Annotated in this window: 9 protein-coding genes; 5 read left to right on the forward strand and 4 right to left on the reverse strand. The window is 70.5% G+C overall.

Features of this window, described 5'->3' with window-relative positions; genetic code table 11:
- The 3 genes from ACFWN2_RS08985 to ACFWN2_RS08995 all read left to right on the forward strand — a co-directional run bounded on the left by ACFWN2_RS08985 (position 1) and on the right by ACFWN2_RS08995 (position 7677).
- Entirely contained in the window at positions 1-1224 is a 1224-nt protein-coding gene (locus ACFWN2_RS08985; RefSeq protein ID WP_382426020.1) for an MFS transporter, read from the forward strand.
- A 160-nt stretch (positions 1225-1384) separates the two neighbouring features.
- Positions 1385-6853, forward strand: coding sequence for a carboxyl transferase domain-containing protein (locus tag ACFWN2_RS08990; RefSeq protein WP_382426022.1), 5469 nt, complete (start codon positions 1385-1387; stop codon positions 6851-6853).
- Positions 6854-6918: 65 nt separating this feature from the next.
- A complete protein-coding gene (locus ACFWN2_RS08995) occupies positions 6919-7677 on the forward strand; it encodes a hypothetical protein (protein WP_382426023.1) in 759 nt (252 codons plus the stop codon).
- Here the strand turns inward: ACFWN2_RS08995 and ACFWN2_RS09000 are convergent, their stop codons facing one another.
- Positions 7678-8550, reverse strand: coding sequence for a 5'-nucleotidase (locus ACFWN2_RS09000; RefSeq protein WP_382426025.1), 873 nt, complete (start codon positions 8548-8550; stop codon positions 7678-7680).
- 40 nt (positions 8551-8590) lie between these two features.
- Here ACFWN2_RS09000 and ACFWN2_RS09005 point away from each other — a divergent pair, with 40 nt between their 5' ends.
- Together ACFWN2_RS09005 and ACFWN2_RS09010 are read left to right on the forward strand one after the other, a co-directional pair.
- Positions 8591-8905 carry a DMT family transporter gene (locus ACFWN2_RS09005; protein ID WP_382426026.1) on the forward strand — a complete coding sequence of 105 codons (315 nt, stop codon included), beginning with the start codon at positions 8591-8593 and terminating at the stop codon, positions 8903-8905.
- Positions 8905-9312: a DMT family transporter gene (locus tag ACFWN2_RS09010; protein WP_382426027.1), complete on the forward strand. Its 408-nt coding sequence runs from the start codon at positions 8905-8907 to the stop codon at positions 9310-9312. Before ACFWN2_RS09005 ends, ACFWN2_RS09010 begins: the two co-directional genes overlap by 1 nt.
- Here ACFWN2_RS09010 and ACFWN2_RS09015 read toward each other — a convergent pair.
- The 3 genes from ACFWN2_RS09015 to ACFWN2_RS09025 all read right to left on the reverse strand — a co-directional run bounded on the left by ACFWN2_RS09015 (position 9205) and on the right by ACFWN2_RS09025 (position 13196).
- On the reverse strand, positions 9205-10470 hold the full coding sequence (locus ACFWN2_RS09015; protein ID WP_382426028.1) for a glycosyl hydrolase family 18 protein: 1266 nt from the start codon (positions 10468-10470) through the stop codon (positions 9205-9207). The genes ACFWN2_RS09010 and ACFWN2_RS09015 overlap by 108 nt on opposite strands.
- Positions 10471-10654: 184 nt before the next feature.
- Positions 10655-11392: an SDR family NAD(P)-dependent oxidoreductase gene (locus ACFWN2_RS09020; protein WP_382426029.1), complete on the reverse strand. Its 738-nt coding sequence runs from the start codon at positions 11390-11392 to the stop codon at positions 10655-10657.
- A gap of 7 nt (positions 11393-11399) precedes the next feature.
- A complete protein-coding gene (locus ACFWN2_RS09025) occupies positions 11400-13196 on the reverse strand; it encodes a protein kinase (RefSeq protein ID WP_382426031.1) in 1797 nt (598 codons plus the stop codon).
- Between the last annotated feature and the right edge of the window lie 50 nt (positions 13197-13246).

Raw genomic sequence — 13246 nt, forward strand, 5'->3', positions numbered from 1 at the left:
GTGACGCTGTGGGAGGACCGGGAGTTCAGGAGGTTCTGGCTCGCCGGGCTGATCTCGAACGCCGGGTCCGCGCTGTCGGGCGTCGCGCTGCCCGTCCTCATGTACTCGCTCACCGGCAGCGCCGCGTACACGGGAGCGCTCGCGGCGCTGACCGCGGCGCCGTACCTCGTGTTCGGGCTGGTCGCGGGCGCGCTCGTCGACCGCATGCGGCGGCGCTCGGTCATGGTCGTCACGGACCTGGTCAGCGCCGGGCTGCTGGCGAGCGTGCCCGTCGCGGCCGCACTCGACGCGCTCACGCCACTGCACCTGCTGCTGGTCGCGGGCGGGGTGGCTAGCGTCGGCGTCTGGTTCGACGCGGCCGGGTTCGGGGCCGTGCCCGCGCTCGTCGGCACCGACAACCTCGTCCGCGCCAACAGTGCGATCTGGAGCACCGCCACGGCCGTGCACATCGTGGCGCCGTCGGTGGCGGGTGTGCTGTTCGCGATCCACGGGCCCGCCGCGACGATGGCGCTCGACGCGGTGAGCTTCGCCGTGTCCGCGGCGCTCGTCCGGACGATCCTGCGGCCGCTGAACCCGGCCCGGCAGCCCCGCGCGTCCCTCACTTCGGACATCCGCGAAGGGCTCGAGTTCCTGTGGAGGGAGCCCGCGGTCCGGTTCTTCCTCGGCCTGGGACTCGGTCAGGCGGTCGCGGGTGGCGCCGTGTCCGGGCTGCTCGTCGTCTACGCCTTCCGCGTGTTCGACGTTCCGCAGAACGACGCGCGCGTGGGCGTGCTGTTCAGCGCGCTGGCCGCCGGGTCGTTCGCCGCCACCGTGCTCATGCCCGCGCTCAGCGACGCCTGCGACCCCCGCCGCATCGCCGCCGCCGGGCTCACCGCCGGGGTGGGCGTGCTGGGGCTGCTGGTGGGGGCGCGGGCGTGGTGGCTCGCCGTGCTCGGGATCGCGCTGTGGGGCCTGACCTCGACGGTCGTGATCGTCAACGGCATCACCGTGCGTCAGCTGATCACCCCTGATCGACTTCAGGGCAGGGTCAACCTGGTCGGGCGCATGGTGACGTTCGGCGTGGGGCAACCCGCCGGTGCGCTGGTAGGAGGCGTGCTGGCCGACGCGCTGTCGGTCCGTTCCGCGCTGGTGACCGCGGCATTACCGCTCGCTGTCGCCGCTGTGGTCGGATGGTCACGGGTGGTCAGCGAGAGCGGTGGTGAGTTGGGACACGGGCTCAAGTGAGGCTGTGCCGAGGACCTGGTGCCTTGTTGGTTTCATACAAAGCACGCTGCTCAACTCGTTCCGATCTAGCGGTTTTGCTACCGAGTAGTAGACGAGAGTGTGTACATCGATTGGGCGGCGTGTGCCGCTGGGGTCGTAATGTCCGCGAGGAGCCAAGTCGTTGTTCAGTCGTGTAGCGATCGTCAACCGCGGGGAAGCCGCAATGCGGCTGATCCACGCCGTCCGTGAGCTCGCCGCCGAGTCAGGGGAACGGATCGAGACCGTTGCCCTGTACACCGATGTCGACAAGTCGGCGCCCTTCGTGCGCGAGGCCGACCTGGCCTACAACCTCGGCCTGGCCGCTGACCGGCCGTACCTGAACCTTCAGGTGCTGGAGAAGGCGCTCGTCGAGACGAAGGCCGACGCCGCGTGGGTCGGCTGGGGCTTCGTCGCCGAGATCCCCGAGTTCGCCGAACTGTGCGAGAAGGTCGGCGTCACGTTCGTCGGCCCGTCCGCCGAGGCCATGCGCAAGCTCGGTGACAAGATCGGCTCGAAGCTGATCGCCGAGGAGGTCGGGGTCCCGGTCGCGCCGTGGTCGCGCGGTGCCGTGGAGAACCTCGAACACGCCTTGAAGGTGGCCGAGGAGGTCACCTACCCGCTGATGCTCAAGGCGACCGCCGGTGGTGGCGGCCGGGGCATCCGCAAGATCACCTCTCCTGCCGAGATGGAGGAGAACTTCGAGCGCACCAGCCTGGAGGCCGCGCGCGCGTTCGGCTCCGGCGTGATGTTCCTGGAGCGCCTCGTCACCGGCGCCCGGCACGTCGAGGTGCAGGTCATCGCTGACGGCCAGGGCACGGCGTGGGCGCTCGGCGTCCGCGACTGCTCGGTGCAGCGACGCAACCAGAAGATCATCGAGGAGTCGGCCTCGTGCGTGCTGGAGCCGCACCAGGTCGACGAGCTGAAGTCCTCGGCCGAGCGGCTCGCGAACGCGGTGGGCTACCGCGGCGCGTGCACCGTCGAGTTCCTCTACCACCCCGGTGAGAAGCTCTTCGCGTTCCTGGAGGTCAACACCCGCCTGCAGGTCGAGCACCCGATCACCGAGATCACCACGGGCTTCGACCTGGTCAAGGCGCAGCTGCACGTCGCGGGTGGCGACAGGCTGGAGGGCTCCAAGCCCACCGAGCTCGGCCACGCCGTCGAGGCCCGCCTGAACGCCGAGGACCCGGACCGCGACTTCGCGCCGTGCCCCGGCACGATCGTTCGTCTGGAGCTGCCCGCAGGCCCCGGCATCCGCGTCGACACCGGTGTGGCCGAGGGCTCGCAGATCCCCGCCGACTTCGACTCGATGATCGCGAAGATCATCGCGTACGGCCGCGACCGCGACGAGGCGCTCGGCAAGCTGCGCCGCGCCATGGCGGAGACGACCGTCATCATCGAGGGCGGCACGACCAACAAGAGCTTCGTGCTCGACCTGCTCGACGAGCCCGCCGTGATCGACGGCTCCGCCGACACCTCGTGGATCGACCGCGTCCGCGCCGACGGCGGCCTGATCTCGCACCGCCACTCCGCGATCGCGCTCGCCGCCGCGGGCATCGAGGTCTACGAGGACGAGGAGCAGATCAACCGCACCGAGCTGCTGGCGTCGTCGCGGGGCGGCCAGCCGCGCACGAACCACGAGGGCGCGGCCAAGCTGGAGTTCGTCCTGCGCGGCCAGCCGTACGTCGTCAACGTGGCGCGCGTCGGTGCCGCGAAGTACCGCGTCGGCGTGTCCGCCGCGGACTCCGAGACGGTGCTGACCGGTGACGTCGACGTCGAGCGGTTCGACCACCAGATCGGCCAGATCACCGTCAACGGCACGCGGTTCCGCGTCGTCACCGGCACGCACGGCGTCGTCCACCAGGTCGAGGTCGACGGCGTCACGCACCGCGTCACCCGTGACGAGGGCGGTGTCCTGCGTTCGCCGATGCCCGCGCTCGTCGTCGCCACGCCGCTCGCGGTCGGTGCCGAGGTCGAGGCCGGCGCGCCCGTGCTCGTGCTCGAAGCGATGAAGATGGAGACGGTGCTGCGCGCGCCGTTCCGCGCCCGGCTCAAGGAGCTGAACGTCGTCGTCGGCACCCAGGTGCCCGCCGGTGGCGCGTTGCTGAAGCTGGAGGAGGTCGAGGACGAGGCCGGCGCCGCCGAGGTGGCGAAGCCCGAGTCGTCGGTCGAGCTGGAGCTGCCGGAGCCGCCCGCGGACGTCCGTCCGGAGGAGCTCGCCGCCCGCGGTCGCGACGACCTGCGCGCGTTGCTGCTGGGCTTCGACACCACCGCGCTGGAGACCGCGCGGGTGCTGTCGAACTACATGGCCGCGCGCCTGGAGTCGCAGGAGCGGCCGCTGGTCGAGGAGGCCGAGCTGCTCGGCATCTTCGCCGACCTGAGCGACCTCTCGCGCAACCGCCCCGCCGGTGAGGAGACCAAGCCGGAGAACCACATCCACTCTCCGCGCGAGCACTTCCACACCTACCTGAAGACGCTCGACGCCGACCGCGCGGCGCTGCCGGAGAGCTTCCGCGCCCGGCTGGCGAACGTGATCGGCCACTACGGCATCACCGAGCTCGACCGCACGCCGGAGCTGGAGCAGGCCGTCTTCCGGATCTTCGTGGCGCTGCGCCGCGGTGTGTTCGACGCGGCCGTGGCGACCGCGCTGCTGCGCCAGTGGGTGGAGGAGGCGCCGCCGGTCGAGTCCGATCGCGTGCGCGTCGGCCTGGTGCTGGAGCACATCATCGCCGCGACGCAGGTCCGCTACCCGCAGGTGGCCGACCTCGCCCGCAGCGTCGTGTTCACCTGGTTCGCGCAGCCGCTGGTGCGCCGCACCCGTGCCCGCGTGCACACCGAGGTCCGCAGGCACCTGATCCACCTCGACGCCAACCCGCAGGCGGCGGACCGCGAGGAGCGGATCGTCGCGATGGTGGCGTCCGCCGAACCGCTGGTGCGCCTGCTCGGGCAGCGCATCGGCAAGCCCGGCGCGGACAACACCCCGTTGCTGGAGGTGCTGGCCCGGCGCTACTACACCAAGAAGGCGCTGGAGAACCCGCGCGTGAGCGGCGCGTTCTTCGTCGCGGAGAACGAGCCGGAGCAGACGCGTCTCGTCTCGACCGCCGTCGAGTTCCCGTCGCTGGCGGACGCCGTCGGTGACGTCGTCAAGCACGGCAACGGAAGCGCCGTCGTCGCGGACCTCTACGTCAACTGGGCCGACGGTCCGTCCGACCAGGACGAGATGGCCGCCGGACTCGGTGCGGCGCTGGCCGCGCACCAGCTGCCGCCGTCGATCACCCGCATCACCACCACGGTGGCGGGCCGTCGCGGCGAGTCGATGCACCACCACTTCACGTTCCGCCCGTCGTCCGGCGGGTTCGCGGAGGAGAGGCTGGTGCGCGGGCTCCACCCGCGCATCGCCGAACGCATGCAGCTGGAGCGGTTGCGGGAGTTCGACCTCACGCGTCTGTCCTCAGTGGACGAGGACGTGTACCTGTTCCGCGCCGTGGCCAAGGCGAACAAGTCCGACGAGCGCCTCGTCGCGCTGGGCCAGGTCCGCGACCTCACGCCGTTGCGCGACGACGAGGGCCGCATCGTGGCCCTGCCCGCCGCCGAGGACGTGCTCGCGACCTGCCTGGACGGCATCCGCCGGGCCCGCGCGCAGGCCGGTGGTCGCACCCGTCTCGCGACCAACCGCGTGGTGCTCTACGCGTGGCCGCCGACCGAGCTCGGGTCGAAGGACCTGGACGCGATCGGTCAGCGCGTGCTGCCGACGACCGCCGGCCTGGACCTGGAGGAGGTCCTGTTCCTGGCGCGCCGCAGGGATCCCGTCTCCGGTGAGCTGACCGACATCGGCGTGCGGATCGCCCAGGACGCGGGCTCGGGCGTGCGGTTCTCGTTCGTGCAGCCGCCGACCGAGCCGATCCAGCCGCTCGACGACTACCGCCAGAACGTCCTGCGCGCCCAGTCGCGCGGCACGATCTACCCGTACGAGCTGGTCGACATGCTCGTCGGCGACGGCGGGTCGTTCGTGGAGCACGACGTCGTCGACGGCACCCTGGTGCCGGTCGACCGGCCGCGCGGTGGCAACAAGGCGGGCATCGTCGTCGGTGTGGTGACCACGCCGACCCCCGCGTACCCCGAGGGCATGAAGCGCGTGGTGCTGCTCGGCGACCCGACCAAGTCGCTGGGCGCGCTGGCCGAGCCCGAGTGCTCGCGGGTGATCCACGCCATCGACCTCGCCGAGTCGCTCTCCGTTCCGCTGGAGTGGTTCTCGCTGTCGTCCGGCGCGAAGATCTCGATGAGCTCCGGTGTCGAGAACATGGACTGGGTGGCCGCGGCGCTGAAGCGGATCGTCGAGTTCACGCAGGACGGTGGCGAGATCAACGTCGTCGTCAACGGCATCAACGTCGGCGCCCAGCCGTACTGGAACGCCGAGGCCACGATGCTCATGCACACCAAGGGCATCCTGGTCATGACGCCGGACTCGGCCATGGTCCTCACCGGCAAGCAGGCACTGGACTTCTCCGGTGGCGTGTCGGCGGAGGACAACTACGGCATCGGCGGCTACGACCGCGTCATGGGCCCGAACGGCCAGGCGCAGTACTGGGCCCCGAACCTGCGGTCGGCGTTCGACGTCCTGCTGGCGCACTACGAGCACAGCTACATCGCGCCGGGTGAGTCCTCTCCGCGTCGTGTGTCCACTTCGGACCCTTCTGGTCGCGATGTCTCGTCCTACCCGCACGTCGTCGGCGACAGCCCGTTCACCACGGTCGGCGAGATCTTCTCGATCGAGTCGAACCCGGACCGCAAGAAGCCGTTCGACATCCGCACGGTGATGCGGGCGCTGTCCGACCAGGACCACGAGGTGCTGGAGCGCTGGGCGGGCATGGCCGACGCCGACACCGCCGTGGTGCAGGACGTCCACCTCGGCGGCATCCCGGTCACCCTGCTGGGCGTCGAGTCGCGCGGTGTCTCCCGCACCGGCTTCCCGCCCACCGACGGCCCGGACACCTACACCGCCGGCACGTTGTTCCCGAAGTCGTCGAAGAAGGCGGCCCGCGCGATCAACGCGGCCTCCGGCAACAGGCCGCTCGTCGTTCTGGCGAACCTGTCCGGCTTCGACGGCTCCCCGGAGTCGATGCGCGAACTGCAGCTGGAGTACGGCGCCGAGATCGGCCGCGCGATCGTGAACTTCCGCGGCCCGATCGTCTTCACGGTGATCTCCCGCTACCACGGCGGCGCGTTCGTGGTCTTCTCGAAGGCCCTGAACCCGTCCATGACGGTGCTCGCCGTCGAGGGCTCCTTCGCCTCGGTCATCGGCGGCGCGCCCGCCGCGGCCGTGGTGTTCGCCCGCGAGGTCGACGGCCGCACGGCCAACGACCCGCGCGTGAAGAAGCTGGAGTCGGCCGTGGCCGAGGCCTCGGGTGCGGAGCGGGCGGCCCTGACCGCCGAGCTGGCGTCGACGCGTCAGTCGGTGCGGACGGAGAAGCTGAACGAGATGGCCGCCGAGTTCGACCGGGTGCACAGCGTGCAGCGCGCGGTGGAGGTCGGGGCGGTCGACGCGATCATCTCGGCGGCGGAGCTGCGGCCGGCGATCATCAAGGCGATCGAGAGCGGTCTCGCGAAGAAGTAGCCCTTTAGGATCAGGCCCGGTCATCCCGTTGGGTGGCCGGGCTTTTTTCTTCCTGGGGGATCTTCATGCGTGACAACTCCGAACTGACCGATTCGGACGGTCCGGGCCGGCCGGTCGTGAACTCGGCGCTCGCTGAGCTTCTCGCGCACCGCTCCGACTACGACCACCTCCTGATCGCCGGCGCCATCGCCGACCACGGTGTCTTCGTTCCGGTGGCGGCCAACGGCTCCGTGATGTTCATCGAGGGGCCCTGGCTGCCGTGCTTCGTCAGCGAGGAGAGCTGCGCCGAGCGGATGCCGGAGGCGGCAGGCGCCCTGTTCTGCGACGCACTGGGGCTGTTGGACATCTGCGAGCTGACCGGCGTCGTGACGGTGGTGATGCACTCGCCAGAAGGCCTCACCGGCCTGCCGGTGTCACTGCTGCTGCGCACCTTGCGGGACCGCGGCTGGGACACGGCGGGGGAGCGGTTGCTGCCGCGTCCGTCCACGCACGCGCTGGCCGAGGCGCTTCGCGAGGCGGTGGGACGGCGGATCGCGGAGTTCCCCGCGGTCAAGATCGTCTGGGTGTCGCAGGGGCGGCTGGCCGACACCGGTGACGTGCACGTGATGGTGCACATCGCTGTGGAGGAGCGGAGTCCGTCGTCATCAGCGGGCGCGTTGCTGGATGCGCTCGCCGGGGACGTGGTGCGCGGTGATGGCGATCCTCGGGTCGTGGCGCTCTCGCTGAACACCACGGCGGACGCCGAAAGTGTGACGTGGCTGGAGGGCAGGGGGCTGGACCCGGTACGGGCACCGGCGCGGGCGAAGCGGTGGTGGAGCCGCTGATCACTCGTTGCTGACCCCGAACGGCACGTGCACGCACGGCACCGTGGAGATCAGGTGCCCCCGCTGGTCGTCGAAGAAGATGTGCGGTCGCAACACGTCCAGGATCGGCGCCTTCTTCAACCCTCCCAGGAAGAACGCATCGTTCACCGTCAGCCCCCAAGCCTTGAGGCTGTTGATCGCCCGCTCGTGGGCGGGCGCGGACCGAGCCGTCACCACCGACACCCGGATCCGGTCCTCGGCGACGCGCTGGATCCGGTTGACGCCCGCGAGGAAGTTCCGCAACGGCCCGGGGTCCAGCGGCGTGACGACGTTGGTGGCCTCGTGCTGCTGGAACCGGTCGAGCCCGCCGCTCTGGTAGATCCGCTCGGACGCGTCGTCGGCCAGGACGCCGTCGAAGTCGAACGCGATGCGCAACGCCGGGTCGTCATCGTCCTGGAACGACGACTTGAGCACCTGGCCCGCTGGCATTCCGGCAGCCGTGGCCTTGCGGACGTCGTTCTCGTTGGCGGACAGGAAGAGCGACATGTTCAGCGCCGGCATGAACTCGTGCGGGGCGCGGCCCTCGGTGAAGATCGCGCGCGTGATCGTCAGGCCGTGGTGCGCGGCGGAACGAAGGATCCTCAGGCCCGTGTCGGGGGAGTTGCGGGAGAGCACGATGACCTCGACCAGGGGCCCGAGCGCGTTGAGGTGCAGCAGGCGGCGGAGGAACGGGAACGCGACGCCCGGTGCCAACGCGTCGGCCAGGTGCGCTTCCTGGTAGGCGCGGTAGGCCTGTTCGCCCTCCGACACGAAGACGGCGTCGGACTGCGTCAGGTCGAACAGAGCGCTCGACGCGACGCCTACGACCAGCAGGTTCTCCAGGCTGGGAGCCACAGCGGTGATCGTAGCCGCCGGTTCTGGTACGGTCGTACCAATGTACTGGGTTGTGCTGGTGGTCTCCGGGGTGCTGGAGGCCGTGTGGGCCACGGCGCTGGCGGCGTCGAACGGGTTCCGCCGTCCGTGGCCGGTGGTGGTGTGGGCCGTGACCATGACGCTGAGCCTCGTCGGGCTCGCGTGGGCGATGCGGGGGATCCCGGTCGGCACGGCGTACGCGGTGTGGGTCGGCGTGGGAGCCGTGCTCACGGTGCTCGTCGCGGTGCTGCGCGGTGAGGAGAAGCTCGGAGTGGCGCGCGCTTTGCTGCTGGTCGCGTTGATCGGCTGCGTCGCGGGCCTGAAGGTGGTGAGCTGATGTACTGGGCCGTGTTGCTGGTGAGCGCCGTGCTCGAAGCGGTCTGGGCGACGGCGCTGTCCCAAGGGGCCTACGTGCTGTTCGTGGTCGCAGCCACGCTGAGCATGGTCGGGCTTTCCTTTGGTATGAAACGCATTCCCGTCGGGACCGCGTACGCCGTATGGGTCGGCATCGGTGCTGCCCTGACGGTGGCGTGGGCGATGATCACCGGCGAGGAGTCGGTCTCCGTGTGGAAGATCGTGTTCCTCACCGGGATCATCGCCTGCGTCATCGGCCTGAAGTTCCTGAAGTCAGGAGGTTCAGGCGTTGATCGTCCACCGCTGGTTGGCGGTTCCGGCGCAGTCCCAGAGCTGAAGCCTGGTGCCGTCGGCGGAGCTGTTGCCGGTGGCGTCGAGACACCTTCCTGACGCCGCGTTGCGCAGCTGACCGTTGGCCTCGGCCGTCCACTGCTGGTTGCCCGCACCCGTGCAGTCCCACAGTTGCGTCACGGCGCCGTTGGCGGTGCCGGACGCGTCGAGGCACTTGCCCAACGCGCGCAACGTGTTGCCGTTGCGGGTCCACTGCTGGGCGTTGGTGCCGTTGCAGGAGTAGAGCTGTACCGCGGAGCCGTTGGCGGAGTTCGCCGCGGCCACGTCGACGCACTTGCCGCCGAAACCGGTGATGGTGCCGCCGGTCGGAGGCTGGGGGTTGCCGTTGCCGGCGGTCTCCCAGATGGCGTTGAGCAGGCTGGTGCTGCCGGTCGTGTCCTGGGAGAGCTCCCAGTTCATGATGCCGCCCGCGTTGGCCAGCGCCCACGTCGTCTTGCGCTTGATCGTGGGGATGCCGTTGTACTGGTTGCCGTTGTAGCTGTCGCGGTTGGCGTTGGCCGGGTCCTGCGCGACGAGGTCTCGGTAGGAGATGTAGGTCGGCCGGCTGTAGAACGGCACACCGAGAACCGCCTTGCTGGCGGGCAGTCCGCGGTTCTTCCAGAAGTTGACGGAAGCGATCGACCAGTCGTAGTTCGCGTGCGGGCTGCCGCCGTCGTAGGCCATGATGTTCAGCCAGTCGACGATGCCGAACACCGCGGGCTGCACGCCGTTCGCCGTGCCGCCTTCACTCACGACCGCGGCCGTGAGCAGCTTGCCGCGGCTGTGCAGCTCGTTGCCCAGCTGCTGCATCATCGCGGTGTAGTTGTTCGCCGAGGTGCCCGGGTCCGGGTACTCCCAGTCCATGTCGACGCCGTCGAGGTTGTACTGGTTGACGAGGTTGACCAGGCTGTTGACGAACGTCGTGCGCGAGCTCGCGTTGCCGGCGAGCTGCTCGAACGCCGAGTCGTTGCCGTCGTTCCAGCCGCCGACCGCGATCGAGACCTTGACGCCCGCGGCGTGACCGCGGCTCACCAGCGTCTGCAGCTTCCCGGGGTCCGGCACGCCCTGGAGCGTCCCGTTGCCGTTCGGCAGCACGAACGAGTAGTTGATGTGCGTGAGCTTGTTGTAGGGGAGGGAGTTCACGTCGCCGGACCACGACGGCATGTAGCCGACGCTCTTGAACCCGGCGGGGTAGGCGGCCTGCGCGGCAGGCGCCATGACTGTCAGTGTCGCCGCGGCGGCGGCCAGCGCTAGGCCGGCGGCACCGAGGCGGGAGCGGAATGAACGCATTGCAGGGAGGCCTTCCACTTCGTCGAGCGCCCACGGCGACGTTAGTGGTCTAGACCGGTTGCGGGAAGATCGACTAGGTACCGGAACTGATCCCGGTCTACCTGCGGAAACGTCACCGCAGGTAGGAGGCCCCGTTCACATCCATGACCGTGCCGCTGGCCCAGAGAGCGCTTTCCGACGCGAGCCAGGCGACGGCCGAGGCGACCTCGTCCGGCTCTCCCACGCGCCCGAACGGGCTCTGCGCCCGGATCGCGTCGCCGGCGGGGCTCGCCAGGAGGTCGGTGACCATGCCGGTCCGCACGAACCCCGGCGCGACGGCCGCGACCGCGATGCCCTGCGGCGCCAGTGACTGCGCGAGCGACTGGGTCATCGCGTGCAGGCCCGCCTTGGCCGCGCCATACGCGGGAGCGTCCGGCTCACCCCGGTACGCGCCCCGCGAGCCGACGTTGATGATGCGGCCGCCCTCGGTCATGTGCCGCACGGCGTGCCAGGCGAGGTCGGCCGGTCCGTACAGGTTGAGCTCGACCGTGCGGCGCCAGGCCTGCTGCCACTCCTCGAACCCGGTCGTCGCGATCGGGTGGTGGAAGTAGATGCCCGCGTTGTTGACCAGGACGTCGAGACCGCCGAGCTTCTCGACGGTCTCGCTGACGATCTGCTCCGCCTGGTTCGCGCCGAGGTCTCCCTGGACGGTCACGTGGCCGTCGCCGGGCAGGTTCGCGGCCACCTGTCGTGCTTCGTCCGCGCCGGAGCGGTAGTGGACGGCGACCTGGTGGCCGGCCGCCGCGAGCGCGTGGGCGATGGCGGCGCCGATGCCGCGGGAGGCTCCGGTGACGAGTGCGCGTCGAGTCATGCGGAGATCATCCCTGACTGTTGATCAGCCACTTCCCGTTCTGCTGCACGAACGTGAACGTGGGCGTCTCGGTCATGGCGACGTTCGAGCCCTGCATGTACTGCAGCGTCACGGTCACGGCGTTGTCGCCCTGCGGCACGAAGTTCGACAGCTGCACCGAGGTGTACTGGCGCCAGAAACCCTGGTAGCCGTCGTAGGTCAGCCCTCGCCCGGCCTTGAAGCTCTCGGTGAGCAGGGACCAGCCGGTCTGCAGGTCGCCGGGGATCAGCGCGTAGTACGCGGTGATCGCCTCCTGCGCGTTCTTCGGTCCCGCGGGCGGTTCCGGCTGACCCTGGCCCGGGGTGCTCGCGGGCGGGTTCGTCTCGGAGTTCGCCGGGGGCGGCGTCTGGCTGTTCGCCGGGTCCGACGCGGGAGGCTGGTTCTGGCTCGTCGTCGGCTGGTTCGACGTGGTGCTCGTGCCCGTCTGGCCGGTGGCCGGCGGCTGGGCGTTGTTCTTCTCGCCCTTGGGCCACAGCAGGAACGAGCCCACGCCCACGGCGATCACGAGCAGCACGATCGCGATGGGGACCAGCGGGAACTTGCGGCGGTTCTCGTCGGGTTCCGCCGGGGGGACGGGCGGGGTGGCGGCCGGGGGAGTCGGAGCCGGGACGGTGGGGGCCGGGGTGGGGGCCACGACGGTCGGGCGGGCCTCGGGTTCCGGAGCCGCCTGTTCCGGGGGCGCGACCGGTGCAGCCTGTTCCACGACGGGCTCCGCGGCCGGTTCCGCCACAGGCTCCGGCGCCGGTTCCGGCGTGGTCTCAGGCTCCGGTTCTGGTTCGGGCTTCACGGGCGGAGCGGTCAGGCCGGCCGCCTCCACGGCTGCCGCACCCGCGACCAGACCGGCCGCGGCGGCCGCGGCCTCCTGCTTCGCCTTCTCGGCCGGTTGGGCCTCGATCGGGAGCTGCACGGTCGCCGGGATGATCACGGTCGCCTCGGACACCTGCGGCGTCTCGTTCACGACGGCGGCCAGCAGGTGCACGGCCTCCTGCATGCTCGGGCGGCGCTCGGGGTCGGTCGCGAGCAGCCGGAACAGCACCGGGGACAGCAGGGGACCCGCGTTGGCCGGAGGCATGATCGAACCGCCGGCGACGCGGTGCAGCATCGCGAGGTGGTTGTCCGCGGTGCCGAACGGCGGGCCGCCCTCGACGGCGTTGTAGAGCGTGGCGCCGAGCGAGAAGACGTCGGAGGGCAGGCCCGCGTCCTCGCCGCGCGCGACCTCCGGGGAGAAGAACGCGGGCGTGCCGACGGTGCCGGTCGCGGTGGCGGTGCCGTCGTCGGTGGCGCGGGAGATGCCGAAGTCGGTGATCTTGACTTCCTGGTCGCCGATCAGCACGTTGCCGGGCTTCACGTCCCGGTGCTGGATGCCGTGGCGGTGCGCGGCGGCCAGCGCGGCGGCGGTGTAGCACCCGATCCGGGCGACCTCGCGCGGCGGCAGCGTGCCCTGCTCGGTGATGACGGCGGCGAGGCTGCGGGAGGGCAGGTACTCCATGATCAGCCAGGGGCGGCTGTCCTCCTCCACGACGTCGTAGACGCGGATGGCGTTGGGGTGCTCCAGGCGGGCGGCAAGACGCGCCTCGCGCATGGCCCTGGCCTTCGCACGGTCCACCCTGGCGTCGTCGAGGCCGTCCAGCGCGAGCAGTTCCTTGGCGGCCACCACGCGGTGTAGTTGCTCGTCGTAGGCCTGCCAGACGACTCCCATCGCCCCTTGGCCGACCTTCTGCTTCAACTGGTAGCGGCTGCCGATGAGCCTGCTGCTCTCCTCCACGCGGGTGCTCCCGTCCCCTCTGATCACTCACAAGTGTGACGGTTGCCGCG

Source organism: Lentzea sp. NPDC058436, from assembly GCF_042721515.1.
GTDB lineage: Bacteria > Actinomycetota > Actinomycetes > Mycobacteriales > Pseudonocardiaceae > Lentzea.

Bases quoted from the DNA above. Each gene is read 5' to 3' on its own strand.
- ACFWN2_RS08995 (WP_382426023.1), top strand. From the start codon at position 6,919: ATGCGTGACAACTCCGAACTGACCGATTCGGACGGTCCGGGCCGGCCG.
- ACFWN2_RS09020 (WP_382426029.1), bottom strand. From the start codon at position 11,392: ATGACTCGACGCGCACTCGTCACCGGAGCCTCCCGCGGCATCGGCGCC.
- ACFWN2_RS09010 (WP_382426027.1), top strand. From the start codon at position 8,905: ATGTACTGGGCCGTGTTGCTGGTGAGCGCCGTGCTCGAAGCGGTCTGG.
- ACFWN2_RS09005 (WP_382426026.1), top strand. From the start codon at position 8,591: ATGTACTGGGTTGTGCTGGTGGTCTCCGGGGTGCTGGAGGCCGTGTGG.
- ACFWN2_RS09015 (WP_382426028.1), bottom strand. From the start codon at position 10,470: ATGGCGCCTGCCGCGCAGGCCGCCTACCCCGCCGGGTTCAAGAGCGTC.